Annotated in this window: 24 protein-coding genes and 3 pseudogenes; 11 read left to right on the top strand and 16 right to left on the bottom strand. The window is 64.2% G+C overall.

What is annotated here, in order from left to right:
• Window positions 1-278: 278 nt before the first annotated feature.
• Complete coding sequence (locus FOE78_RS19175; protein ID WP_143987702.1) at window positions 279-1,883, bottom strand: FAD-dependent oxidoreductase; 1,605 nt, start codon at window positions 1,881-1,883, stop codon at window positions 279-281.
• A 70-nt stretch (window positions 1,884-1,953) separates the two neighbouring features.
• Here FOE78_RS19175 and FOE78_RS19170 point away from each other — a divergent pair, with 70 nt between their 5' ends.
• Window positions 1,954-2,394 (top strand): MarR family winged helix-turn-helix transcriptional regulator, encoded by a 441-nt coding sequence (locus FOE78_RS19170; protein WP_143987701.1) that lies wholly within the window; start codon window positions 1,954-1,956, stop codon window positions 2,392-2,394.
• 158 nt (window positions 2,395-2,552) lie between these two features.
• Here the strand turns inward: FOE78_RS19170 and FOE78_RS19165 are convergent, their stop codons facing one another.
• Together FOE78_RS19165 and wrbA are read right to left on the bottom strand one after the other, a co-directional pair.
• A complete protein-coding gene (locus FOE78_RS19165) occupies window positions 2,553-3,392 on the bottom strand; it encodes an alpha/beta hydrolase (protein WP_210414673.1) in 840 nt (279 codons plus the stop codon).
• 607 nt (window positions 3,393-3,999) lie between these two features.
• Window positions 4,000-4,632 carry an NAD(P)H:quinone oxidoreductase gene (wrbA, locus tag FOE78_RS19160; protein ID WP_143987700.1) on the bottom strand — a complete coding sequence of 211 codons (633 nt, stop codon included), beginning with the start codon at window positions 4,630-4,632 and terminating at the stop codon, window positions 4,000-4,002.
• A gap of 33 nt (window positions 4,633-4,665) precedes the next feature.
• Between wrbA and FOE78_RS19155 the strand changes: the two genes are divergently transcribed.
• Window positions 4,666-5,085, top strand: a complete 420-nt coding sequence (locus FOE78_RS19155) for a winged helix-turn-helix transcriptional regulator (RefSeq protein ID WP_228265894.1) — start codon at window positions 4,666-4,668, stop codon at window positions 5,083-5,085.
• Window positions 5,086-5,234: 149 nt separating this feature from the next.
• Here FOE78_RS19155 and FOE78_RS19150 read toward each other — a convergent pair whose 3' ends face one another.
• The 7 genes from FOE78_RS19150 to istA form a co-directional block, all read right to left on the bottom strand.
• Window positions 5,235-6,329 carry an ABC transporter permease gene (locus tag FOE78_RS19150; protein ID WP_210414672.1) on the bottom strand — a complete coding sequence of 365 codons (1,095 nt, stop codon included), beginning with the start codon at window positions 6,327-6,329 and terminating at the stop codon, window positions 5,235-5,237.
• A 19-nt stretch (window positions 6,330-6,348) separates the two neighbouring features.
• Window positions 6,349-6,918, bottom strand: coding sequence for a PadR family transcriptional regulator (locus FOE78_RS19145; RefSeq protein WP_143987698.1), 570 nt, complete (start codon window positions 6,916-6,918; stop codon window positions 6,349-6,351).
• 320 nt (window positions 6,919-7,238) lie between these two features.
• A complete protein-coding gene (locus FOE78_RS19140) occupies window positions 7,239-7,499 on the bottom strand; it encodes a Txe/YoeB family addiction module toxin (RefSeq protein WP_143987697.1) in 261 nt (86 codons plus the stop codon).
• Complete coding sequence (locus FOE78_RS19135) at window positions 7,496-7,747, bottom strand: type II toxin-antitoxin system Phd/YefM family antitoxin (RefSeq protein ID WP_143987696.1); 252 nt, start codon at window positions 7,745-7,747, stop codon at window positions 7,496-7,498. The genes FOE78_RS19140 and FOE78_RS19135 overlap by 4 nt, the downstream gene beginning before the upstream one ends.
• A gap of 200 nt (window positions 7,748-7,947) precedes the next feature.
• Window positions 7,948-8,718, bottom strand: coding sequence for an IS21-like element helper ATPase IstB (istB, locus tag FOE78_RS19130; RefSeq protein ID WP_143984779.1), 771 nt, complete (start codon window positions 8,716-8,718; stop codon window positions 7,948-7,950).
• A complete protein-coding gene (locus tag FOE78_RS19125; RefSeq protein ID WP_143984780.1) occupies window positions 8,715-9,188 on the bottom strand; it encodes a hypothetical protein in 474 nt (157 codons plus the stop codon). Before FOE78_RS19125 ends, istB begins: the two co-directional genes overlap by 4 nt.
• A 2-nt stretch (window positions 9,189-9,190) precedes the next feature.
• Window positions 9,191-10,609: an IS21 family transposase gene (istA, locus tag FOE78_RS19120; RefSeq protein ID WP_210414671.1), complete on the bottom strand. Its 1,419-nt coding sequence runs from the start codon at window positions 10,607-10,609 to the stop codon at window positions 9,191-9,193.
• 988 nt (window positions 10,610-11,597) lie between these two features.
• Between istA and FOE78_RS19110 the strand changes: the two genes are divergently transcribed.
• From FOE78_RS19110 to FOE78_RS19105, 3 genes and pseudogenes are all read left to right on the top strand, one after another.
• Window positions 11,598-12,017: a hypothetical protein gene (locus tag FOE78_RS19110; protein WP_143987695.1), complete on the top strand. Its 420-nt coding sequence runs from the start codon at window positions 11,598-11,600 to the stop codon at window positions 12,015-12,017.
• Window positions 12,018-12,596: 579 nt separating this feature from the next.
• Window positions 12,597-12,857: pseudogene (locus FOE78_RS24280) on the top strand (ISL3 family transposase); the annotation flags it as partial.
• 42 nt (window positions 12,858-12,899) lie between these two features.
• Complete coding sequence (locus FOE78_RS19105; RefSeq protein ID WP_228266245.1) at window positions 12,900-13,511, top strand: histidine phosphatase family protein; 612 nt, start codon at window positions 12,900-12,902, stop codon at window positions 13,509-13,511.
• Between the two features lie 147 nt (window positions 13,512-13,658).
• On the opposite strand, the gene FOE78_RS19100 is transcribed toward FOE78_RS19105, so the two are convergent.
• The 3 genes from FOE78_RS19100 to FOE78_RS19090 form a co-directional block, all read right to left on the bottom strand.
• Entirely contained in the window at window positions 13,659-14,195 is a 537-nt protein-coding gene (locus tag FOE78_RS19100; protein WP_228265893.1) for an NUDIX domain-containing protein, read from the bottom strand.
• Window positions 14,196-14,472: 277 nt separating this feature from the next.
• Window positions 14,473-15,207, bottom strand: coding sequence for a MerR family transcriptional regulator (locus FOE78_RS19095; RefSeq protein ID WP_143987693.1), 735 nt, complete (start codon window positions 15,205-15,207; stop codon window positions 14,473-14,475).
• 17 nt (window positions 15,208-15,224) lie between these two features.
• Window positions 15,225-15,674, bottom strand: coding sequence for a helix-turn-helix domain-containing protein (locus FOE78_RS19090; RefSeq protein WP_143987692.1), 450 nt, complete (start codon window positions 15,672-15,674; stop codon window positions 15,225-15,227).
• A gap of 1,139 nt (window positions 15,675-16,813) precedes the next feature.
• Here FOE78_RS19090 and FOE78_RS19085 point away from each other — a divergent pair.
• The 3 genes and pseudogenes from FOE78_RS19085 to FOE78_RS19075 form a co-directional block, all read left to right on the top strand.
• Window positions 16,814-17,434 carry a hypothetical protein gene (locus tag FOE78_RS19085; RefSeq protein WP_143987691.1) on the top strand — a complete coding sequence of 207 codons (621 nt, stop codon included), beginning with the start codon at window positions 16,814-16,816 and terminating at the stop codon, window positions 17,432-17,434.
• 28 nt (window positions 17,435-17,462) lie between these two features.
• On the top strand, window positions 17,463-17,936 hold the full coding sequence (locus tag FOE78_RS19080) for a hypothetical protein (RefSeq protein ID WP_143987690.1): 474 nt from the start codon (window positions 17,463-17,465) through the stop codon (window positions 17,934-17,936).
• Window positions 17,937-18,156: 220 nt separating this feature from the next.
• A pseudogene (locus FOE78_RS19075) lies at window positions 18,157-18,330 on the top strand (ISL3 family transposase); the annotation flags it as partial.
• Window positions 18,331-18,414: 84 nt separating this feature from the next.
• On the opposite strand, the gene FOE78_RS19070 reads toward FOE78_RS19075, so the two are convergent.
• Together FOE78_RS19070 and FOE78_RS19065 are read right to left on the bottom strand one after the other, a co-directional pair.
• Window positions 18,415-18,732, bottom strand: a complete 318-nt coding sequence (locus FOE78_RS19070) for a type II toxin-antitoxin system RelE/ParE family toxin (RefSeq protein WP_143987689.1) — start codon at window positions 18,730-18,732, stop codon at window positions 18,415-18,417.
• Window positions 18,729-18,980 (bottom strand): addiction module protein, encoded by a 252-nt coding sequence (locus FOE78_RS19065; RefSeq protein ID WP_143987688.1) that lies wholly within the window; start codon window positions 18,978-18,980, stop codon window positions 18,729-18,731. The genes FOE78_RS19070 and FOE78_RS19065 overlap by 4 nt, the downstream gene beginning before the upstream one ends.
• A 185-nt stretch (window positions 18,981-19,165) precedes the next feature.
• Between FOE78_RS19065 and FOE78_RS24475 the strand changes: the two are divergent.
• From FOE78_RS24475 to FOE78_RS19055, 3 genes and pseudogenes are all read left to right on the top strand, one after another.
• A pseudogene (locus tag FOE78_RS24475) lies at window positions 19,166-19,527 on the top strand (recombinase family protein); the annotation flags it as partial.
• Entirely contained in the window at window positions 19,510-19,824 is a 315-nt protein-coding gene (locus FOE78_RS24470; protein ID WP_407662667.1) for a helix-turn-helix domain-containing protein, read from the top strand. The pseudogene FOE78_RS24475 and the gene FOE78_RS24470, both read left to right, overlap by 18 nt.
• Window positions 19,825-20,035: 211 nt before the next feature.
• Window positions 20,036-22,342: an arylsulfatase gene (locus tag FOE78_RS19055; protein WP_143987687.1), complete on the top strand. Its 2,307-nt coding sequence runs from the start codon at window positions 20,036-20,038 to the stop codon at window positions 22,340-22,342.
• Window positions 22,343-22,530: 188 nt separating this feature from the next.
• On the opposite strand, the gene FOE78_RS19050 is transcribed toward FOE78_RS19055, so the two are convergent.
• Window positions 22,531-23,091: a TetR/AcrR family transcriptional regulator gene (locus tag FOE78_RS19050; protein ID WP_143987686.1), complete on the bottom strand. Its 561-nt coding sequence runs from the start codon at window positions 23,089-23,091 to the stop codon at window positions 22,531-22,533.
• Window positions 23,092-23,173 lie beyond the last annotated feature (82 nt).

The following is a 23,173-nucleotide window of genomic DNA, read 5'->3' as shown; positions in this document are numbered from 1 at the left end:
GTGGGACGGGCCAGGCTGATCGAGGTCGCGTCGCGGACCTCGGCGGCGGCGCGTGCGCGGGCTTGGTCGTCGATGAGGTTGAGGGTGCCGATCTGGTCGGCGTCACCCCAACGTCCCCAATTGGTCGGCAGATTGTTCTCGATAATCGGAGTCTTCTTTCCTGTTCGTCGATGGTCGGCGCGGTGTGGTACTGCGGCGACGGCGCATTGGTGTCCACCGCCGCGACCGTTTCCACACCGTGCAACATGCTGCGCTTTCGGGTTGGTCCCCGAATGTGCTCACTGGTGGGTGTGCAGGCTGGTCAACCGGTCCAGGGCGGCGCGGAGGCTGGGGTCGCCGGTGCCGCGAGCGCTGAGGTAGCCGTCGGGACGGATCAGAATCCAGTGGCCGTCGCTCGCGGCGAGCGTGGCGTGAACCCGGCCGTCAGGATCCCACACACTGTGATCATCTCCGACCCGGCGGCGCTGGCTGATCGTGACCGTGTCCAGCCAGAACGGTAGGGATGCGGCTTCCGCGGCGAGGTGGTCTTGGTCTGTGGCGTGCGTGTCGCCGGTGAAGACGAGGAGGTGCCAGGTGGGGGTTCTCAGTGCCGCGCGCAGGATCGTCCAGCCGGGTGACTGAGCATCGTCAGCCCAGACCTGGGTGAGCCGCTGGCCGGGTTGCGGACCGTCACCTGACCCCTCCTCTGGGCTGTCGCCGGTTACGGTCAGCGGGCTGTCGGGGTAGGCGATGGCCAGTCCCGACATGTTTCGGATGAGTTCGCGCTGGAAGCCGCGATAGGAGTCCGGGGAATTCGGGGTGTCGCCGTTGGTGTCGTCGACCATGACGGTGTCCATCAGCTCGCTGGTCGAGGCGAGCAGAGCCTGTCCGATCGGAACGCGTTCGGCATCATAGGTGTCCAGCAGCGTGGCGTCGGCGTCGCCGTGCAGGACCATGGCCAGTTTCCAGGCCAGATTGTAGGCATCCTGGATGCCGGTGTTGAGGCCCTGACCCGAGGCCGGGGAGTGGACATGGGCGGCATCCCCGGAGACGAAACACCGCCCGACGTGCATTGAGGGGACCGCGCGCTGCTGGATGGTGAATTTCGACGTCCAGCTCGGTGTTTCCACCACGGTGTCGCGTCCCAGGGCCTGGGACAGCTTGGTGCTGAACTGGCGGGCGATCTGCTCGGGGTGTTCGGTGTCTCCTTCGCCGCTGGTGTCCAGCAGCCGCCACTTGCCCGGCTCGGGGAACGGGAACAGCATCAGTGCGCCACCGGCCGGGAACAGCCAATGCACGCCGTCGCGGTCCACATCGGTGTGGGTGATGGCATCGGCGATCAGCCAGGTGTGGGCGGGTTCACCTTCCAACGGGAGCTGGAGAGTCTTGCGAACAGTCGAGTGACCACCGTCGCAGCCCCACAGGTACCGCGCCCGCACCGTCTCCGGCACTGCTGCGGAGCCGTCACCACGGCGCAACACGGCCGTGACCGCCTCGTCGTCGTGTTCGAACGAGTCCAGCCGGGTGCCCCACTGCGGTGCGACTCCGACTGCGGCGGCATGTCCGCGCAGCACGCGTTCGATGATCACCTGATCGATGTTGAACATGAACGGAAACCGGGTCGGCAGCCCGGCGAAGCTGAAATCGAGCCGGTTGGCCCGGTCGGTCTCGTGGCGGATGAACGCGTTGATCCTCGTTCCGTGGGGTGCGATCTCGCCCAGGATCCCGAGCTGATCGTAGATCTCCAGGCTGCGGGCATGGGCCCCCAACGCGCGGCTGGTGGTAGCCGGACCGGGGGCCGCGTCCACCAGACGGACCGAAACACCCGAACGGGCCAATTGCGTGGCCGCCATCAGACCGACCGGGCCGGCCCCCGCGACCAAAACATCAACGTCATACGCCATGGAACGAACTCCTTCTGCTGCGTTAGCTATGCTGACACAGCGAGTGTTTCACCGGAGAGGAGCGGAATCAATGGGTGCAGAGGAACGCCCCGACGCGGACCTGCCACTCCTCGCGCTCCTGCAACGAGGAGTCCGCTGGTTCACCGACGAATTCCTGGAGCGCCTGGACGCCGCCGGCGTGGACCCCATCACCCCGGCCCACGCCACCGTGCTCGCGCACCTGGACCCCGGCACCGCGCTGAGCATCGCCGAACTGGCCCGCCGCGCCGGTGTCACCCGTCAGACCATGCACCGCGCCGTCACCCAACTCGTCGACGAAGGTCTCCTGACCAGCACGCCAGGACCAGGATTTCCGCGCAGCACCCTCATCGAACTGACCGCCGCAGGTTGCCGGCGTCGCGACGTAGCGATGGGGATTCTCCGTGACCTGGAACAAGCCCTCGGCTGTCAACTGGGACCCGAGGTCGTCGCGGACCTACGCCACACCCTGACGCGAACCTGGCCACGATGAGAACCGGCGAGCCGCCCACGACACAATGCAGTACCGATGCCATATCGACCACGATCAACACCGGCCCGGCAGATCGAGAGTGGAATGACACTACTCAGACCGCTACCAGCTCGACGTCCTCTCCCTCACGAAATTGCGCTGCACCCCGGGAAGGCAACTCAGAGGATGGCGCGGAGGTTGTCAGCGACCACCGCCGCGCCACGACGGGTCATGATCGTCGCGGCGTGATCCGCGCCGGGGATCAGCTCGCTATGCTGCAGCCAGGACAACTGCTTGGCATATTCGGCGATCTTCTCCGGGGTGTAGGCCGGCGCGGAGTCCGCACCGACGCTCCACTCGGCGTATACCAGCCGGGTCGGCTGGATGATCTTGGTCCAGTCCGGCGGGGTCAGCAGGGTTTCGCTTGCATCGGCGAGCATCACCTCGGCATCCAGCCGGACCCGGTGATCAGCAAGATCATGTTCGAGATAGTCCAGCAGCAGTGGGTCGTCGCCATCGAGCAGCGTCGGACCCGACAAGAAGTAGTCCCGGTACGCCGCGCCGTCGGCGAAGTACTGATCTGCCCGGGATGCCTGAGCAGCGAACGCGGCCCTGATCATCTCCGGCGACAGCCCGGGGTTGGGCATCGGGAAGCCACCGTCGATCAAGACCAGTCCGGCAACGCGATCGGGATAGCTGTTGGCGAGTTCTACCGCGACGAATCCGCCCATCGACATGCCGCACACCGTGGCCCGATCCAGTTCGAGATGATCCAGGACCGCGACCAGGTCAGAGGCGTGCCTGGCCAGCGAACTCGGCATCCCAACGGATACGCTGCCGGCCCGGCCCCGCAGATCAGGAGCGACAACAGCGATTCCGGGATCCTCGGCCCGCAGCCAGTTCCACAACCTCGCGTTGCTGCTGACTCCGTGAATGGCCAGTACGGGCGCGGTGTCGCCCGCATGCACCTCGACTGCAAGTTGTCCACCGGGAACCGTGACCTGATGCATCATCGCCATGCAAGAATCCTTCCATTCATCACGCCACGACAGGTACCCGGTCACGTCCCTACGGTTCGTCTGTCCTGGTATATGAAGGAGACGGGGCAGGTTTCGTGGCCGGTTCACAGAAGCAGGCAGAGCAGGGGCACACGGCCGTGCACCGCATGTTCGCGCCGGCCGTGCGGGCCCGGGCGATAAAGCACACGTCGAAGTGTCAGCGTTGATGTGGTCCGGGATCGCGGTGTCCGGCGTGCCCGGCAACATCAACTCGTGTGTCCGGCTGAACTACCGGGTCGAGCCGCCAAGGCGAGTGGCGGATCCTCTCGTTGGACCCTATCTGCGAGTACGCGACGCTCACGCCGGCCGGGCCGGGTCAGGTCATCGAGAATCCCGGCCGAACAGCTGACGCCGTATCGCCCCTCCTACTGGTTGCTTGCCTGGAGCCTGGCGCAGATGGGGTTGAGCCGTCCAACGACGACATGGGCGACGACCGTCCTGAGGAGGTCGCTGCCTCTACGCCCGGACGCAGCAGTGGCTGGCGGACTGACCGGGACGCTCGACGACCAGTCCGCGTTACAAGGTCACCTGGATCAGGTGCTCGTCCAAAGCCGGTGAGTGGGAGAGTTCAATCCGCAGCGGGCTCGCCGACCTGCTCAGCTGCCAGGGCTGCGGCGAAGGTGGCCAGACGGCGGCCCTGGTAATGGGCGGCGGCAAGGATTTCTTCGCCGGGACGTTGACCCGAGAATCCGGTGAAGTGCGAGGTGCCGTACGGGTTGCCGCCGGCAGCGGAGAGGGCCGGGTCGGTGTAGCCGGGCGGGACGATCAAGCAGCCCCAGTGGTAGAAGACGTTGTTCAACGCCAGGATGGTCGATTCCTGCCCGCCGTGGGCGTTGAGGGAGGCGGTGAAGGAGGTGACCGGCTTATCGGCGAGCACTCCTTGCTGCCACAACGGTCCGGTCTGGTCGATGAACTGCTTGAGTTGGGCGGTCGGGGTGCCGAACCGGGTCGGAGTTCCGAAGGCGTACCCGTTGGCCCACCGCAGATCATCCAGGCTCGCCTCGGGCACCCTAGCGGCAACCTCGTCGAGATGGGCGCGCCACGCCGGGTTAGCGTCGATCGCAGACGGGGGTGCGAGTTCGGCCACTCGACGCACCCGGACCTCGGCACCTGTCGCGGATGCGCCGTCGGCGAGGGCCTGCGCGAGGGCGTGCACGGTGCCGGTCGAGCTGTAGTAGATCACGGCGATCTTGGCGGTCATAGGACTCTCCTGCGTCGGGTTTCGGCTGAGCGAATGCCGATGAATCCTGATCGTATCGATCGGATACTGGTGACTTCAACGTGGCATACTTTCCCCGTGGATACTGAGTGCTGCGGCGGCGACATCTACGATCCCGGCTGCCCTGGTCGACTCGCACTTGACCGCATCGGTGACCGGTGGACGGTGCTGATCGTGGGCATCCTCGAGTCCGGCACCCACCGGTTCAGCCAACTGCGTGACGCCGTCGGCGGGATTACCCCGAAAGTCCTCACCCAGACCCTGCGGGCAATGGAACGCGACGGATTGGTCACCCGCACGGTCTATGCCGAAGTTCCCCCACGCGTTGAGTACTGCCTGACCGACCTCGGACGGAGCCTGGCCGTACCGATCGCCGCTATCCGGACCTGGGCCATCGACAACATGGCCAACTTCACCGAAGCCCCATCCTCCTGAGCCATCACCGTTGAACACCGCCGGCGGCCCCGAGTGCGGCATTGCGAATCAGCGCCGTAGCTAGACCCCGCCCAGGGCGCATGGTCCTGGCAAGGCGGCGTGCCCGATGAGGCGGCCGGACCGATTGTCCGACCGCCTCGAGGCAGTCGCTATGCCGCCGGGGCGAGCGAAGCCGAGCGGAGAGCGCGGGCCTTGCGTCGATCCGAGAGGAAGTCCACTGCGGAGACGATCCCGAGGCTGGCGACCACCCAGACGGCGAGCAGGATGAGGCCGCTGACAAATCCGTCGTTGTTGAAGTAGGACTCGCCGAACAACGCGCGCAGTCCCAGGCCCGCGGGCAGGATGTCCGCAAGCGGGCGCAGCCAGTCGGGCAGGTAGGCGGCCGGCATCACGCCGCCGCTGGTGGCGTTGCCGAGGATCAGCATCACGAGCGAAGCCAGCAGCGTGCCGGCCGGCCCGCCGATCCGCAGGAACAGCAGGGTTCCCGCGCTTACTGCGGCCGCGAGCAGGACGATGACTGACATGTTCGCCGCGAGATTGCCCGGCAGCACGTTGAAGCCGGTACTGCCGCCAATGAGCGCGACCGCCGCGCCTCCGACAACGGAGAACATCGCCAGACTGAGCAGACGCCAGCGCAGCTGGAGGGCGCGCCCCATCTGTGTCGAGATCAAGCCGAACAGGAACGCACCGAGCACGATGCCGAAGCCGGCGTAGAAGATCCCAAGCCCCCGGGTGTCCCCGCTGGAAGCGGGCACGACGTCCCGGGTCGTCAGAGTGGCGTGGGAGTGCTGGGCTATCCCACCGAAGATGCCCTCAAGAGTGCCGGTGACACTGGGGCCGTTCGCACCGGCGTAGAGCAGCTGGGCTGTCCGGCCGTCTTCGGCCATGACGTAGGCACCGAAGGTCGTGCGGTGCTCGATCGCATTGCGTGCCTCGGCGGCCGAGTCGTAAGTGGTGAACTCGATCTGTCCGGGCGCGTTCTGGTCCAGCGCTTGTTCGACCGCCTTCACCTGCTGCGCGGCGCCCACGATCCCGACCGGCAAGTTGTGCGGTTCGGGAGCATGGAAGGCCGCCAGGAAGACCGTGACGAACAGGATGCCGATCACCAGACCGGTCAGCGTCGGGATCGTGACCAGCTTCGCCGTGGCCGACCCGCGAGGCGGCCGGGAATAGTCGTCTTCGACGTGATGAGGACTTTCACGGTGATCAGCGGAGTGATTCGGCTCGCCGCCGATGTGGGACATGGATTCTTGGCCTTTCTGGCTACTGGTGGGTTTCGTTTCGGGATCGCTCGTCGCCGATGATGTCGTCCGCGGCGTCGAGGAGTTGCTCATGCCAGGCGATCTCCGCGCGCAACAGAAACTCCCGGTGACACAGCGCGTGAGCCTTGGCAAGGCTGATATGCGGCCCGGCCCAATCACTGAACTGCTGACGCGACGACAGCAGAACCCGCAACCGTGCCAGTCGACCCTGGATCGTCGCGGGTAGCTCGTCGAGCCGGGCCGGGTCGCTGTGCGTCAGCGCGAGATCGAACGGATCTGCGTTCACCATCACCGTTTCCAGTTCCGTGCGACGCAACTCGGCCAGGGCCAGTCGTCCCGCCTCGGTCAGGGCGAACACCTGACGGGTCGGCCTCTTGCCCTCGCGCTCCACCTGCTCGGCAGTGAGCAGCCCGTCGGACGCGACCCGTCTGAGAGCGCCGTAGATCGCGCTGACCGATATATCGGTCCACTGGTCGATCCGCTCACGCTCAACGATCCGCTTCAACTCATAGCCGTGCATCGCCCCGTAGCGCTCGAACGCGTCGAGAATGAACAGCCTGATCGATGACACACGAATAGTCTTGCATGACTATTGCAGGTAACAAAATCCAGAGTCGTGGCGAACCCATGCGGGCGGCGGTACAGAACGTGTGGAAACGTGCTTCTTCACCCACCTCCACCCTGGAAACATCCCTGTGGCACGGTCACATGCAGGCCGGTAAGCACCAGCAACAGCGGAGCGCCTGTAAAACCAGAGGTGCCCGGTGCAGGATCCCTCACCGGGCAGGTTCCCCAGCCGGCTTGGTGCCCGGTGATCACGCGGCGAGGGCCGCTTGTTGGGGGACTTCGCGGAGGAACGGTTTGCCGTCGGCACTGTCGATGACGATGTCGTCAGTAATGATCCCGAGCCTGCAAGATCACGATGTGTTCCTCGGTGACGTAGTAGACGAGGCGATTGGCTTCGTCGATCCGGCGTGACCATGCGCCCGTCAGGACGTGCTTCAGCGGCTCTGGCTTACCGATGCCAGCGAACGGGTCCCGCAGCACGTCGGCGATGAGTTGATTGATCCGTTTGAGTGTCTTGCGGTCCTGGGTCTGCCAGTACAGGTAGTCCTCCCACCCATTCGGGTCGAAGGCCAGTGCGCGGGTCACGCTTCAAGCAGATCATGCTGCTCGAACTCGCCGCGCCGGGCACGCTCGATCGCCTCAAGCAGTCGTTCTGCGTTGGCGGCGTTCCGCAACAGGTAGGTGGTCTCGGTCATCGCGTCGTAGTCGTCCTTGGACATGATGACTGCGTTGCCGTGCCGCGAGACGACCTCGACGGCGGTGTGGTCATCATTCACCTCCTGAATGATGCCGAACAGACCCTTGCGAGCATCAGTTGCAGTGATAGCGACCATGATGTCCTCCTCCGAGTGGTACTCGATAGCGTACCACTCGCGATCTCTGCTCGCGTCCGCAACGGATCCATCACGGGGCACCTGCCCAGCTGGCTCTGCTACTCGCCGGTGTAGCAAAGGCAGAAGGGGTGACCAGTGTCGGCGTACTACCTCACATGTTGCATGGGGTACGACCTGACGTGTCGGTCTCGGCATGGTGATCATGGCATGGTTTCTCCTCCGGTGGTGAGGTTGAAGCGGTCTTTGAGTCGGTAGGAGGGTCCGTTGATGTTGATGACGTCGCAGTGGTGTAGGAGTCGGTCGAGGATGGCGGTGGCTAGGACGTCGTCGCCCAGGACGCTGCCCCATTCGGTGAAGGCCTTGTTCGAGGTGATGATCATGGAGCCGCGTTCGTAGCGGCGGGAGACGAGTTGGAAGACCATGTTGGCTTCGGCCCGGTCCAGGGGGAGGTAGCCGACTTCGTCGACGATCAGGACCGCGGGTCGGAGGTAGGTGGCGAGTTGGCGGTTGAACCGGCCGGTGGTGTCGGCGGCGCGGAGTTTGCGGACCAGGTCGTCCAGGGTGGTGAAGTAGATGGAGAACCCGGCTTGGCAGGCGGCGACCGCGAGGGCGACGGCGATCATGGTTTTCCCGACGCCGGGTGGGCCGAGGAGGACCACATTGGATTTGGTGCGGGCGAACTCCAGGGTGGCCAGGTCGCGGACCTTGCGGACGTCGAGGTCGGGTTGGAAGGCGAAGTCGAAGTCGTCGAGGGTTTTGTGGTGGGGCAGGCCGGACAGGCGTAGGGCGTTGCGGAACCTGCGGCCCTCGCGCAGGCCGACTTCTTCTCCCAGGAGCAGGTCGATGAAGTCGAGGTAGCCCAGTTGGGCTTGCTCGGCGCGGTCGACCAGTGGGCCGATCGATTCGGTCAGGTGGGTCAGTCCGAGTTTGGTGGCGTGGTCACGGATCCGGTCGCTGGTCAGGCTGTTCACCGGGCCACCACCCCGGTGCGGGCCTGGGCAGCGGTGACCGGGATGATCCGGTCGTGGTCGGGGTCGGTGTGCCAGTTGTCGCGTGGGCTGGGGGTTGTGGCCTTGATCCGCTGGTGCAGGTGGAGTTGGTGGAAGCCGAGCATGTCGATCAGCCAGCCCGGGTCGGCCGGTGGGGTCTGGCCGGTGAGGTATCGGCGAAGTTCGGCATGGACGGCCGGGCCGGCGGTGCGGAGGAATTCCTCACACAGGCCGAGCAGCTCGGCCAACGTGGCGGCGGTGTACTGGCTCAGCTCCACCCCGGCAGCTGCTGGTGTCGGGCTCGGGTCCAGGCTGTGTCCGGGCAGACCCTGGATCGACGACACGGAGTTGGGTGGGCCGCAAACCTTACCGCTGCTGCTGTTCGTGCTGTTGATCATGTCGTTGTTGATCATGCTCTCGTCGTTGTTGATCTTGTTCCTGTTGTTGATCATGGTCAGCTCCTGGCGGTGTGGGATCCGGCGGCGGGGTTCGTCTGGGCGGCGGGGTTGGTCTGGGCGGCGGTCTGGTAGTCCGACAGCGGCCGGACAGCGACCGGCTGGCCGGCGGCGTGATGGCTGGCCAGCAGCGCGGTCAACGGACTTGGCTCGGCCGGACCGGTTCTGGAGCGTGGTGCCGGTGGAGGGTCGAGACAGATGGCCCGGGTGTGACCGTCGGGCAGCCCGGCCCAATGGGTCTCATCGACGATCCACGAGCCCCGTCGGCGGGCCCGTTGGTGGGTCGCCAGCCAGCCGCCACCATCAACGGCGAGCGCGCTGATGGTCACGGTGTCGGCGTTCACGGCCACCTCGACCTGCCCACCGGGCCGGACCCGGCTGGCGGGCACGGAGTAGAAGCTGGCCTCAAAGGAGACCAGGGCGTCCTTACCGACTCGACGCAGATACCGATCGCAAACCAGATATGGCCGGTCCGGCAACGGCAACAGGGCGGCCCGATCGCCGATCGCGCGAACGGCGATGACCTGACCGTGGGTGCGGTGGACCTGCCCACGTCGGATCGGTAGCCAGGCATCGAAGGCGCCGTCCAACTCCTGGATCGAGTCGAACCAGCGGCCGGCGACCACGTGTTCACGCACGATGTTGACCTGGCGTTCGACCCGGCCCTTACCGGTGGGTCGGTAGGCGGCCAGAACGTCGATGACGAACCCGTAATGATCGGCGAACGCGGCCGCTTCCGGGTGCACCGGCACCGCCAGCCCGGGCGCGACATGGCGTTTGACCACGGTCTTGGTCCGGTCATAGACGATCGCACCCGGCACCCCGCCGAAATGGGCGAACGCGCGCCGATGGCAGTCGAAGAACGTGGCCAAATCCATGCTGGTGGTGAAACAGCAGAACGGGTCCCGGGAATGGGACAAGGTCATGTGGAACGAATACACATGGCCGATCCCGACATGGGCCAGCAGATCACCCTCATCGCCCCAATCGACCTGGGCCTGCGCACCCGGCACGACCTCGAACCGGCGATGGAACCCGATCAACGGGTTCTCATCGGTCTGGGCCAGCTCGGCGGCGATCCGGGGCCGGGCCTCGGCCAGGAACATCTTCACCCGCTGATACGACCCGGTGAACCCGTGCTCGGCCACCAGCCGCTCATGGATCACCGTGCCCTTCAACCCGACATCGGCACGCAGCCAGGCCTCGACCACCCCGATGAACGGGGCGATCACCCTCGGCTGCGTCCCGGCCCGGGGCGGTGGTGTCGGTGGGACCGAGGCAGCGTCCTCGATCAGATACCTCTTCACCGTGCGCCAATCCACCCCGCACTCACGGGCGATCTCGGCAAAGCTCGCGCCGGCAACATGCAAGGCGCGGAAACGACGGACATTCATCCAGGACTCCGTATCCAGGATCATGGAGCAAGTCACCCTTCGGACTCGTCTACTTGGCAGTTGACGAACCGAAGGGTGACCCAACTCAAGGCGAGCAGGGACTCAACTCGCCGAGACCGACCTACACGTCAGGTCGTACGGAGAACGACATGTGAGGTCGTACGCGGACATCGAACGTCAACGTTGCCCCGTCGAGCTGGTGAAACGCTGATCCCCATCCGCCCAGATCACCGGCCGCGACCGCTGCGACCAGCACCGGCTCGATCGACCCGCCGGATGCAACCACCAACGCAGCCTCGCCCTCGCGAACCTGATCAAGCGCACGACGCCAATGCCCCAGATGGATCTCCGATACCTCCCGAAGCGCTGAACTGGTCTGTAACAGCTCCTGGTACCGGACGAACGGTTGATCCCACCGCCATTGATCATGGTGTTCAACGACACCCTCGACGTATCCAGAGGGCCAGTCGACGATTTCATCGACCGCGTAGCCCATTGCGACCGCGGTCTCGATGTGCCTCCGGTCAGGCCCGGTCAGCACGAAACCGAAGTCAGGCAACGTGTCACCAACAACGCGCGCAGCATGCACACCCTCGGCCGACAGCAACGACCACGCTCACGCGACAGCCCCTTCTTGGTCAACGAATGCCGCCGAACCTCCAGAGTCTTCACCCGTGCAGCCTACGGAATCGGTCGGGCACACCGCCTGCAAGCGGATCGGGTCCGGGCACGCTGAGGTGCGCTCAATTGAGTGCCCGACGAGGGCCTGCCCGGATGGTGCCCGGCACGCCCCGCTCACGGGCAGCCCTGGGCCAGGGCCGCTGGTCGAACGGCAAACTCGTCGAACGACCCGACGACCAAGATCAACAAGGAGGCAATCAACAAGCCGCATGAACACACCCATCCACAGGTCTTGCCAATTACTCGTCACCGGAAGACTTGCCATGATGAGTGATCCATGCTATGCCGGAATCGCATCTACTGCGGTTCGCACATGGCAAAGGAGCCATTCATGTTTGCTCAAGTCATTCTTGTAGTCGCTAGCATTCTCTCTCTCGTTACTTCAACGGACGCGGCGCCAATCCATACCAGCGGCGTATCACCGCTAGGAATCTTTGACTCACAGTGCTCTGGGCAGCCGTCGACATACACCGTCGAAGACTACGTCGATGGCAGCGGGCGTGTCGTTGATCTTCGATGCGGAACGTCATCGTATGGATACAAGCATATCGACGAGGGCCGCGCCGATGGGTTCAACGACCAGATCAACAACGCGATCATCAATACCCTCGAGTACGGCACACAAAACCCGCAGGGCACGGCCATCAAGTACGACTATGCAGGCTTCATCGTGATCTTCGAAACGTCCCACTATTCTGACGGCGCACCGAAGGGGATCATCACGGCATACTCACTCGCACGTAAGGCGTAGATGCATGGAGCGCCACCTCCTCATCCTTCGAGCCGACTATTATGCCGACCCGTTGTGGACCTCGATCGATGGCAAACCTGGAACGATGGTCAGGCTGGAAGATGTTCCGCTGCCCGAGGAACTTCGCACCAAGCTCAGACGCTGGGCGGAAACCTTTGATGAACTCGCTTCAAAATGCGGGTGGCCAAGTGATTCCTCACGCGAGGAGTGGAACCGGGAAGGTGAGTCCCTTCGGCAACTCCTGGCAGACGCGTTAGGGCCAGCTTACAAGATATCGTACTTCCCATACACGTCATGAGACCGGACGGCTGGAAAGCTCTTCGCTCGCGCGAGGGACAGCTCGCGCTCTCCTCGGCACCAATTTCGCGGACTCGTCAGTTGCCTACTCATCCGAGACTTCCCACTGTGGATAGTCAAGCAGACCGCTGGTGACACGCGTGTAAGGGGCTCTTCGCAGTTGAGGGTGTAGCTGGGATGTGATCAAACGCGCTCGAGTGGCGGCGCGTCGGTGAGCTGGTGGGTGTCGGGGTCTTTCGATGATGGAGGTTCTCACACCGGCCCATCGGAAAGACCCCGACGTTGCACAACGCTACCTTCCAGTGCCCTGATCTGACCACGTTCTGCCGGCTCGACGCGCTCGGGCTTCAGGTCGTCGGTCAGCGGCTCGAAGCCGGCCGGGCCGAGCTTGCCTGCCGGGTCGTCGATGCTGATGATTGGTGTCACCGCTGCGGCTGTCAGGGCATTGCCCGCGACAGTGTGGTGCGGCGGCTAGCGCACGAGCCGCTGGGGTGGCGGCCCACCACGTTGGAAGTCAGGGTCGGTCGGTATCCTGCACCGGGCACTTCGGCAGCCGGGGCCGACCACCGCCCGTACGATGCCGAGGTGATCACCCAAGAGCGCACCCGCATCATCCTTGCCCGGCACGGCGAAGCAACGTATTCGAGCGACAACGGAGACGATGCCACCGGCGGCATCCTCACCGAACTCGGACGATCACAAGCGCGTGCTCTCGGTGATCAACTGCAAAACCGAGAGATCGGCGCGATCGTCTGCTCCGACCTATCCCGCGCAACACAGACCGCGAAAATCGCAGCAGATATCCTCCGGCTTCCCATCGACGTACGTGCCGGACTGCACGAGTACCAGGCCGGCGACGAACCCTACGACGTGCGATCCCTCGGAATGGCGCTGTTGGCCTGGCTTGACGGCGATCTGGCACCCCGCATCCTCGGGGGTGAGAGCGGCCAGGAGATCGCGCAGCGGATCCGGCCGGTCCTCGATGACCTCGTCCGTGCCCACACAGGCAAAACGGTGCTCGTGGTCATGCATGGCGGCGCGATTATCGCTACCCTCGGCAGCATCGCCCCTGGAAACACCGGCCTCCCCACCGACGGCATCCCCGAGAACCTCGAACACGACATCCCCGGCGGCGCCTGCTTCCCAATCGAACACCGCCAGGACGGTTGGGCCATCCTTCCCCGCACGGCGTCATAGGAACGTCCGAACACGAGCCGGCGGCAGGCGGTTTCGATGGTCAACATCGTCGGCCGGCCCGTCCGGACGGGATCCCCATTCGGGACCTCAGTTGGTGAAGTCTGGTGCCCGGTCACCACGCGGCGGGCCGCTGAACGCGCAGTCCCTTCAGCGGATTGGCACCTGGGAGAGAGGCCGATCCGTGGACTGGTTCAAATCCCAGAGCCAGATCGATGGATCGGCGTTGCCGTCTTGGCGAAGAAAGTCAGAGGTTGACTGCGACCCTGGAGTGACGCCTGCCTGAAGGACTAGATCGATTGCATCGCGAATGGGGACGAACCGTGCCTCGATGATCAAGTCGTCAGGGTCGTTCGGCTCAAACCGGTCACCAGAGACGGGGTCGACGACAACATTGAAGGCCAGGAAGAGAAGAGGCTGATCGCGTCCCGGTGCGTAGTGCTGGCTGCCGAACGCTAGGGAACCGACCGAGATGACCGTCAGTCCAGTTTCCTCCTCGACTTCACGCTTGACCGCCGCGTCGAGCAACTCGCCCCTTTCCAGACGTCCACCAGGTAGCACCCACTGATCGGGCCCCTCGCCACCCAAGGTGTGTTCGTGAACCAGCAGGATGGTGTCATCACGTCGGATGACCCCGCCGACCACCATCGCTGCGCGGGTCCAGCCGTCTGAAGATTCATTGTTCATTTACAGCCTCCTCGGTTTTGAGAGCAACATAGATGATCCGCCGCGGCGGACTTGATCAACATCGGTGGATGAAGCCCCACCATCGAACGAGCCGTCATCAGCCGGCAACGAACGGTCGCCGGTAATCAGTCGACGCCGCGCTGTTGGAGTCTTGGCACGGCGTTGAGGACGCCGATCAAGGCGCGCCAAACGTCGTTCGTCGGCTTCGCGGTAGATGTCTGCGAGCCGAGCTGCGGCGAGGGCGCGGAGGTCGTGATCGTTCATCGCTCACGCCGGCCTACCGTTCGCTTTCCCACAGGACCACCCGGTTGCCGACTGGATCGATGATCAAGGAGTGGCGTGGCTCACTGATCCCGTCGGTGGGCGGGTACTGCTCAGTTGCGCCCGCAGTGAGCGCTCGCTGGTGGGTGTCGTCCAGGCCGGGAACACCCAGACCGAAGGCCGCAGCGTCAGTGTGGCGGGCCTCCTCAGACGACCGAATACTGATGTTCAGAAAGCCGATGTTGTCGCCCTGGCCCAGGACGACCTGCTGGGCTCCGTTGCCCCAGTCATCGAGTTCGGTCCCAAGCACGTCCCCCCAGAATCGGCGTGCAGTCTCTAGGGCGGTTTCGGAGTTGACGCCGATGTTGACCGCGGTCAACCGAAAGTCTGCTGCTGACTGCATCGAAGGCGACGTCCCGTCCCTGTTGGCCTGCAAGAGTTGATCAAGAAGCGTCTGGATCTGCAACGTCCGCTGCTCCAGCGCAGCCCGTCGCTCAGCCAGAACTGCACGGAATTCACTGTCATCGCCGGCAAGGATCCTCGCGATCTGGTCGGTAGACAGACCAGCCTCCCGCAGAAGCCGCACCCGCCGTCCAACATCGACCTGGTCGCGGGCGTACAGCCGATAGCTCGACTGCACGTCGACCTCGGCCGGCCGCAGAAGGCCGATCTCGTCGTAGTGGCGAAGTGTGGCTATCGACAATCCGCTCAACATTGAGAACGACCCGATCGTCATGAGTTCATCCCGCATGACATCAGCATCGACCCTCAGGACGCCCGAGGGTCAAGCACAGCCGACAACGCTCCGATGTCTCTACCGCGCGCCAGCTGGTCAGCAATGCGTCGCTCGCGGGCCAGCTGGAGCACTATCTCCGATCGGCCAGCCAGGAGAACATCGACCGGCGACGAACCACCCAACTCCTCACACTGCCGGCACACCCACCGGGTCAGCGCGACAACGCCACCCGGGAATATCTCTGACAGCCTGCCCAGATCTGGAAGCACACCCCCGCTGCAGTTCGCATCGAACTGCCACGCTGGCAGGCGCCACTCCCGACCGGCCTTCAGCGCCAGCAATGAACGGCCCCTGGCCGCACGCTCACGCAAAGATTGAGGAGAAATGCCCAGGAGGGCGGACGCCTGCCGGATCGTCAGGGACTTCTCAAGGACCTCCTGCCGTGCCGCGAACTCTGCCGACAACCGGTCGATCGTCGTCACAACCGCATCCTCACAGTCAGGCTCGGTGCCGGCCCTGCGGCTCAGCCCGTCGTGGCGACGAATGGCAGTCGTAGTCCAATCCCCCGCGGTACCTAGTTGCCCCGCCCAATCGTCATCAATTTCGTCCCACATAACATCAGCATCGACTCTCAGGACACCCGAGGGTCAAGGACTATCTGCCGTTACCTGGACGGTGGCGTGTCGACCTCAAAACAATTCGCAGGGTGTGAGACCACTGCACCGATGACCGTTCCACCACCGGGACGGGAGCCGTCGCTCTGGGCTGCGGTGTGGGCAGGTGGCCGTTTGCCCCGCCCGGCTCCGATGCCCGCAAGGGGGCGACCTACGGACGCATTCACGTGGTTGGAATACGTCGTGTTACCGGTAGAAGACGGGCGGATCATCCAAGCATGGCTGCCACGCGAGCAACTCGCACCAGTGCCCGTGATCGAGCACCAACGCCCCGGCAGCCCCGACTACTTCCCAGGTTTCAGCTTCTAACGTCGGGTCCTGGCAGACGACGCCATCCGGCCTCTGCACTTTTCGGAACCTCCTTGACAAGGTAGCCGAGAAACAGGTAAAGATACTCCTTAGTGGAATCTTAGACGGTATGCAGTGGATCAGATCGCTCAGACTGGAGTTGACAGATGATCTGGCTGAGTGATGTAAGTCGATTCGCGCGAACCTCATCAAACTTTCGGGAGACGCCATGGAGAACCTCAGTCCCAGCCCGGAAGTGCAGATTTCAGCCACGCGCCGATCAGCTAGACGCGCGCTTGCCCTGAGCGTTGCAGGCTCTGCTGTGTTGGTCGGCGGATTCGTCCAACCGGCCGCAGCCGCAGAAACCCACTACTTCAATGGTAAAACGGCGGCCTACGTGCAGCACAACAGTGCCCAGATGTCCGGACTACGTGGAGGTCGCGCCGGAGTTGACCTTGGAATCAAGGTGTTCATACATGTCATCAGTGAATCGGGATCGGGTGGTGGATACACCATTTACGGGGAAGCCATAGGTACGGCGCCCGGATACACCTATCTGAGCCATCCACCCGCAACCGCACACAATGGATGCTTTTGGGCAAGCTCATTGAGCGGGAAGGCTGCCATGAACTGTTACGCGGAACACTGAGGGCGACGAGATGACCATGATGAAGTCAGGACTTGGGATCAAGGTGTGCACTGCGGTCGCCGCATCTGCTGTTGGTATTGCAATGCTGACGGCTGGGACAGGCGACAAAGTCCACTCACTCGACGCGCAAAGTCTCGTACCTGAACTCGCGCGCGCGCAGTCTGCCGGTGACGCGTTGCCTGACACCGTGCAGCCATTGATCGACGATGCGAGCCTCGACCCGGGAACTGTCAGGCTCCTCGCCGAATCTCGCTTGGGATTCCACTGGGTCAGCGAGGATGCACTGGGCGACATTTGTAGCATCACTATGGGCAGGGAAGGGGTCAGCGCAGCAAATTGCCTTACCCCCCAACAGTTCTACAGCAGTGGGTCATCCCTCATGGTGGCTGGCTCATCGCGCAATGGTGTGGTGTCCCACCTGTTGCCTGCTGGCACCGATGCCTCTGCTGTGAAGGCTGCCATCGAGCGACGGTCATCCAAACTCGGCCAAAGTGGCACTGAACCACGGGTTGAGGTGCTCAACGGCGGCAGCTTGGTGGTCATGGATGAACAAACAGCCAAGGAACTTGGGGACATCACAATATCGCGTAACGATGGGACAGATATCGTGCTGAGCGGCTTGGAGCATTAGGCCGGTGTCGAGGTGGGCGCGATCGGTAGTGGTAGCGATCGTTGGCGTCGTTGCTTACCTGCCGATCGCAGGGTATCTGCTGATCTTGGCAAGCGCGGTCGAATCGGGCGGTGTGCTGTCGTGGAAGCTGGATCTGGTCGCAGTGACCCAGCCGAAAGCGGCTGTGTTTCAGATGATCGGCGTGTTCTTCTGGGTCGCCATTGTGTTCTGGGGACTGCTGCGAGCATCATCACGATTTCGCGCCAGTGAACGAAGGTTGGCGCTCTGGACGGCCTCAGGGCTGCTCCTTGCGGTTGTGATTGTCTTCTTGCTCACCTCCGAGTTCCCGCAGGTGAGGATTCCCGCGGAATCAGGTGGAAGCTTGTTAGGCATCATCCGAACGAGTGCGCTCGACGCTTCGACTTTGGCTTTGGCCGCTGGCCTGGCAGTTGTGCCCCTCGCGGCGTCGCACAAGGCACCAGTGGATGCGGCTGGTCTGGTGAGGAGCGAGCCCCCCGCTTAGAACAGCGCGTCCAGAATCCGATACTGGCCGAGACGGTAGTGGCGGCGCCGATGGACATCGACCTGTGTTTGATCTTGGGCGCTGGCTGGCCGTTCCGCCTGGACGGCATTACCGGCTCTTCGCAGTTGACGGTGTAGATCCCGGCGCGGCGGTCGCGGGGTAGAGGTCGAGGTCTTCCGAAGATGGAAGTTCCTACACGACCCGCCCGGAAGACCTCGACTTGTCTGACCCTACTTTCGCGTGCCCCGCCCTGACCACGTTCTGCCGCCTGGACGAACTCGGTCTTTGTGTCACCGGGCAGCGCCTTGAACGTGACCGTGCCGTGCTGGCCTGCAAGTTCGTCGAGCCGGACGACTGGTGCCACCGCTGCGGCTGCCAGGGCTCGCCGCGGGACTAACTGCCTGGCCTGATCACCGGGCGTTCGTCCGGACCTCGGCGGCGCCCGGCCGACGATGGGCGTGTGAGAGGCCGACTTCGCTCAGCTGGTCACACGGCGTGCCCAGTATTCGGGGCGGCGGCGTTCGTGGGCGTAGGCGATGATCACGACCTCTTCGCCGTGGACGAGGTACTTGATGTCGTAGCGGAAGCCCGCGACGCTGCGAGTGTGCACCGGAGGGGTCCGCGCCTTGCCGCGGTGAAGGGCCCAGGTGTGTGGTGATTCCACGATCGACGCGATCGCAGCCTCGACTGCATCGATGAATCGGTCTCCCCAACCTTCGCGCTCATCCTCGAGGAAGCTGGCGGCCTCACGGAGCTCGGTACGGGCTTCGTCGAGCTGGCTCCATCGGTAGGTCACTTGCGGCGCGTGGCAAGCTCAGCGCGGATCTGGGCGAGGCTTGCGGGACCGTCGACGAGCGTGGCCGTGCCGTCGATGACACTGGCCACGCGCCGGTCGATGACGTCGTCCCAGGCTGCATCGATCTCGGTCTGATTGCCGTCGGTGTCTTGATCCACGCTGAGCCGCAGCATCCTGGCTGCTTCGAGTCGCTCATCGGGAGTGAGCTCGTAACCTGCTTCGACGTAGTCCGCCAGCCGTGCCGTCATGGTCCAAGTGTACGAGCGGGCACCGTCCCTTGACTACTGCCGTAATCCAGGATCCATCGACCGCCAAAGCCGTCTGGTGGCGATCCGTCCGGTCTGTTGTGGCCGGATCGAGGCTTCGATGGGTTGAGCAGCATCGTGTTGCTCCTCGGGGAAAAGGCCCGGGGTTTGCTCAGGAGGGCTGAGTGATGACGGAATTGCTGGTCGGCTATGCGCGGGTGTCGACCGAGGATCAGGATCTGACGGTTCAGCGTGAGGCGCTGCAACGTCTGGGTGTCGGTATGGATCGGATCTATGTTGATCATGGCTTGACTGGCACGAACCGGGATCGGCCGGGTCTGCGGCAGGCGATGGCGGCGTGTCGGTCTGGTGACACGTTGGTGGTGCGAAGCTGGACCGGTTGGCCAGGTCGGTGCCGGATGCTCGGGCGATCGGGGAGGAGTTGACGTCGGCTGGTGTCCGGTTGAGTCTGGGTGGTTCGGTCTACGACCCCACTGATGCGATCGGTCGGCTGTTGTTCAACGTGTTGGCCATGGTCGCTGAGTTCGAAGCCGATCTGATCCGGATGCGTACCGTGGAGGGGATGCGGGTCGCGAAAGCGAAGGGGCATCTGCGCGGAAAGCTGCCGAAGTTGAGTGTTCGGCAGGAGGCCCATCTGGTCGAGTTGATGAACTCGGGCCGGTACAGCACCGGTGAGGTGGCCGAGTTGTTCGGTGTTGCGCGGTCGACCGTTTATAGGGCACAGCGCCGGGCCCTGGCGAGAGTGGCGGGATCAACGGTCGGCGATGACGATCGGGAAGCCGTGGCGGAGCTGGATCGAGCTTCCGAGACGATCGTTGCTGTGTGACCGGTGGTGCCCGCTGGGGCCGCCCGGACTACTGCCCGGCAAGGGGCGGGCTCCGGGCGGCCTTCAGCGATATCCGTCATGGAACGCCTTGCGGGCAGTCGCTGAAGCCCTTACTTGTATCCGTGGTGCTGCGGATTGCAGTCGTAGATGTCTGGACGCGGCGGCAGCGGATCTGCTGGACTACGTCCCACCGCCTGAGCTAAGGAGACTCATGTCCGATGTGTCCGCGTTCGCTGCCCCGTCGACTCCGTCGACTCTTCCCCGTCCTGACTTCAGGTATGCCGGGCAGGTCGGTCGCACCTTCCAGGACTCCGATCCGGCGACCTTCCCGCAGCCGGTGAGTCCGCCGGAGGGTGCCCCCAACATCGTGCTTGTGCTGCTCGACGATGCGGGGTTCGGTCAGTTCTCGACGTTCGGGGGCGGGGTGCCGTCGCCCACGATGGACCGCCTGCGCGAGGAGGGCATTGCGTTCAACCGCTTCCACACGACCGCGTTGTGCTCGCCGACGCGAGCCGCTCTCATGACGGGGCGCAACCACCATTCGGCCTCGTTCGCGGGCATCACCGAGGTCGCCACGGGTTACGACGGCTACACGTGTGTGTTGCCCAAGAGTTGCGGCACGATCGGGGAGGTCCTGCGGCAGAACGGGTATATGACGGCGTGGGTGGGTAAGAACCACAACACGCCGCCGTGGGAGACGAGCCAGGTGGGACCGTTCGATCGTTGGGCGAACGGGCTCGGGTTCGACTACTTCTACGGGTTCAACGCGGGCGACATGAATCACTGGAATCCTGTCCTCTTCGAGAACCGCGACCTCGTTCCCGCCTCGAGCGATCCCGAGTACCACTTGACCGAGGATCTCGCCGATCACGCGATCGATTGGGTGCGTCGCGCGAAGTCGATCGCGCCCGATAGGCCCTATTTCCTGTATCTCGCGACCGGAGCGACGCATGCACCTCATCACGTCTCGCCGGAGTGGATCGAGAAGTTCCGCGGGCAGTTCGACGAGGGGTGGGATGTCTACCGCGAGCAGACGCTCCAGCGGCAGAAGGCGCTCGGCGTGGTCCCCGCTGACACCGAGCTCACCGAGCGCTCCGAGGGTCTGCCTTCCTGGGAGGAGTTGAACGACGATCAGCGTCGGCTGTACGCGCGGATGATGGAGGTTTTCGCGGCGTACGGCGCCCATGTCGACCATCACATCGGGCGCGTGATTGACACGGTCAAGCAGCTTCCCGACGCCGATAACACGATCATCGTCTACATCGCGGGCGACAACGGATCCAGCGCCGAGGGCGGGCTCGAGGGGTCGCTGTGCGAGAACCTCTTCTTCAACGGCATCAGCGAGCATTGGGAGGACAACCTGCTCGCGATCGACGAGCTCGGCGGGCCCAAGCACTTCAACCACTTCCCGGCGTCGTGGGCGCACGCGATGAACGCACCGTTCCAGTGGACGAAGCAGGTGGCGTCTCACTTCGGAGGCACCCGTAATCCGATGATCATCTCGTGGCCGGACCGCATCACAGACCGTGGCGGACTGCGTGAGCAGTTCTTGCACGTCATCGACATCGTGCCGACGCTCTATGAGGTGTGCGGCATCACTCCGCCCGACTCTCTGAACGGCGTCGCCCAGAAGCCCATTGAGGGGCACAGCTTCGCGCAGGCGCTGCTCGATGCCGACGCCCCCGAGACCCGCCGCACCCAGTACTTCGAGCTGGCTGCCAACCGTGGGCTGTATCACGACGGCTGGATGGCCTCCGCCCCGAGTTTCGTCCCGTGGAACCCGAACCGACAGAACTGGGATCCCGACGCCGCGGTCTGGGAACTCTACGACGTCGAGAAGGACTTCTCGCAGGCAAAGGACCTCGCAGCCGAGCACCCAGAGAAGCTCCGCCAGCTACAAGACCTGTGGTGGGCCGAGGCGTCGAAATACCAGGTGCTGCCGCTCGACTGGCGCGCGACCGAACGGTTCAATTCCGAGGCCATGGGACGTCCGAGTCTCATCGGCGGACGCAGGAGCGCCACCTACTACCCAGGCATGGTCGGCCTGCCTGACGCGGCGTGCCTGCCGATGCTCAACAAGTCGTGGCGCATCACCGCAGATGTCGAGATCCCCGAGGGCGGCGCGGAGGGCATGATCGTGACCCACGGTGGTCTCGAGGGCGGCTACGGGCTCTACCTGAAAGACGGCAAGCCGACCTTCGTCTACAACTTCCTCGCCCTCGAGCGGCCCACCTTCGTCGCGGAGGAGGCCATCGCGGCCGGCACCAGACAGATCGTCGTGGACTTCGTCTACGACGGCGGCGGTATCGCCAAGGGCGGCGCGGTGACGCTCTCGGTCGACGGCGACGTCGTCGCCGAGGGACGTTTGGAACGGACGGTGCCCGCCCAACTCTCACTCGGAGAAGGGCTCGACATCGGAATGGACGTCGGATCGCCAGTCGACTTCAACTACACCCTCCCGTTCGCGTTCACGGGTGGGATCGAGAAGGTGACGATCGACCTCGAGCCAGCGGCATAGCCCGGCCCCAGCCCACAGGAACCAGCACCGAGCCCAGCCCAGTCACAGATGTCGATTCCAATCGGCATCCGGACTCGGTGCTGGCTTCCCAGCGGAAACGTTTGGGACGGTCAACCACCAGCGGTTGACACGAACAGCCCGGTGAAGGATCCGGGCCGGACACGTTTCGGGTCTGAAGGGTTGCGGGTTTATTTGTCGAGCAGGGTGTTGGTGATCCGGCGGGCGGTCTGGGCCGGCCGCGCAGTCGGGCGCGTTGCGCCGGTGGCCAGTGTGCCTTCGATGAGCAGCAGGATCTGCTCGGCGGCGTCGGCGGGGTCGGGATGGGCGAGTCGCTGCATCTCGTGTTGGACGAGGTCGTGGAGGCCGCGGCGGTAGTCACGGGTGACCCGGTGCGCGGGGTGGTCGGGGCCGGCGAGAGCAAGATCGGTGCCGAGGTAGCGGCAGCCCCGAAATCCCGGGGAACTGACCACCTCGTCCAGGTAGTCGAAGATCGCTAGCACTCTGGCCTGTGGATCGTCGCCCGCCGATTCCATTGCCGATCGGTACGCGTCCAGGTCTTTCCGTGCTGTGTCCCGGAGCAGTTCGGCGATCAGTGCGTCCTTGCCGCCGAAGTGTTGGTAGAGCGATCGTCTGGCCACGTTGGCCTCCTTGAGCAGAGCGCCCACGCCGACGTTGGCACCCGCCGTGTAGGTCAGCCGCTCCGCGGCTTCGAGCAGACGTTCACGTGGACCCGGCCCGGCAACGTTCATGGCCCCAGCATGCATCGCTTGCGGAGGTAGATCAAGTGGTCTACTATCTCCCGGGGATAGACCAACCGGTCTATCAGGTCCA

The sequence above is a fragment of the Microlunatus elymi genome, from assembly GCF_007362775.1.
In the GTDB taxonomy this organism is placed as follows: Bacteria; Actinomycetota; Actinomycetes; order Propionibacteriales; family Propionibacteriaceae; genus Microlunatus; species Microlunatus elymi.
This window is presented reverse-complemented; position numbering and strand designations above follow the sequence as displayed.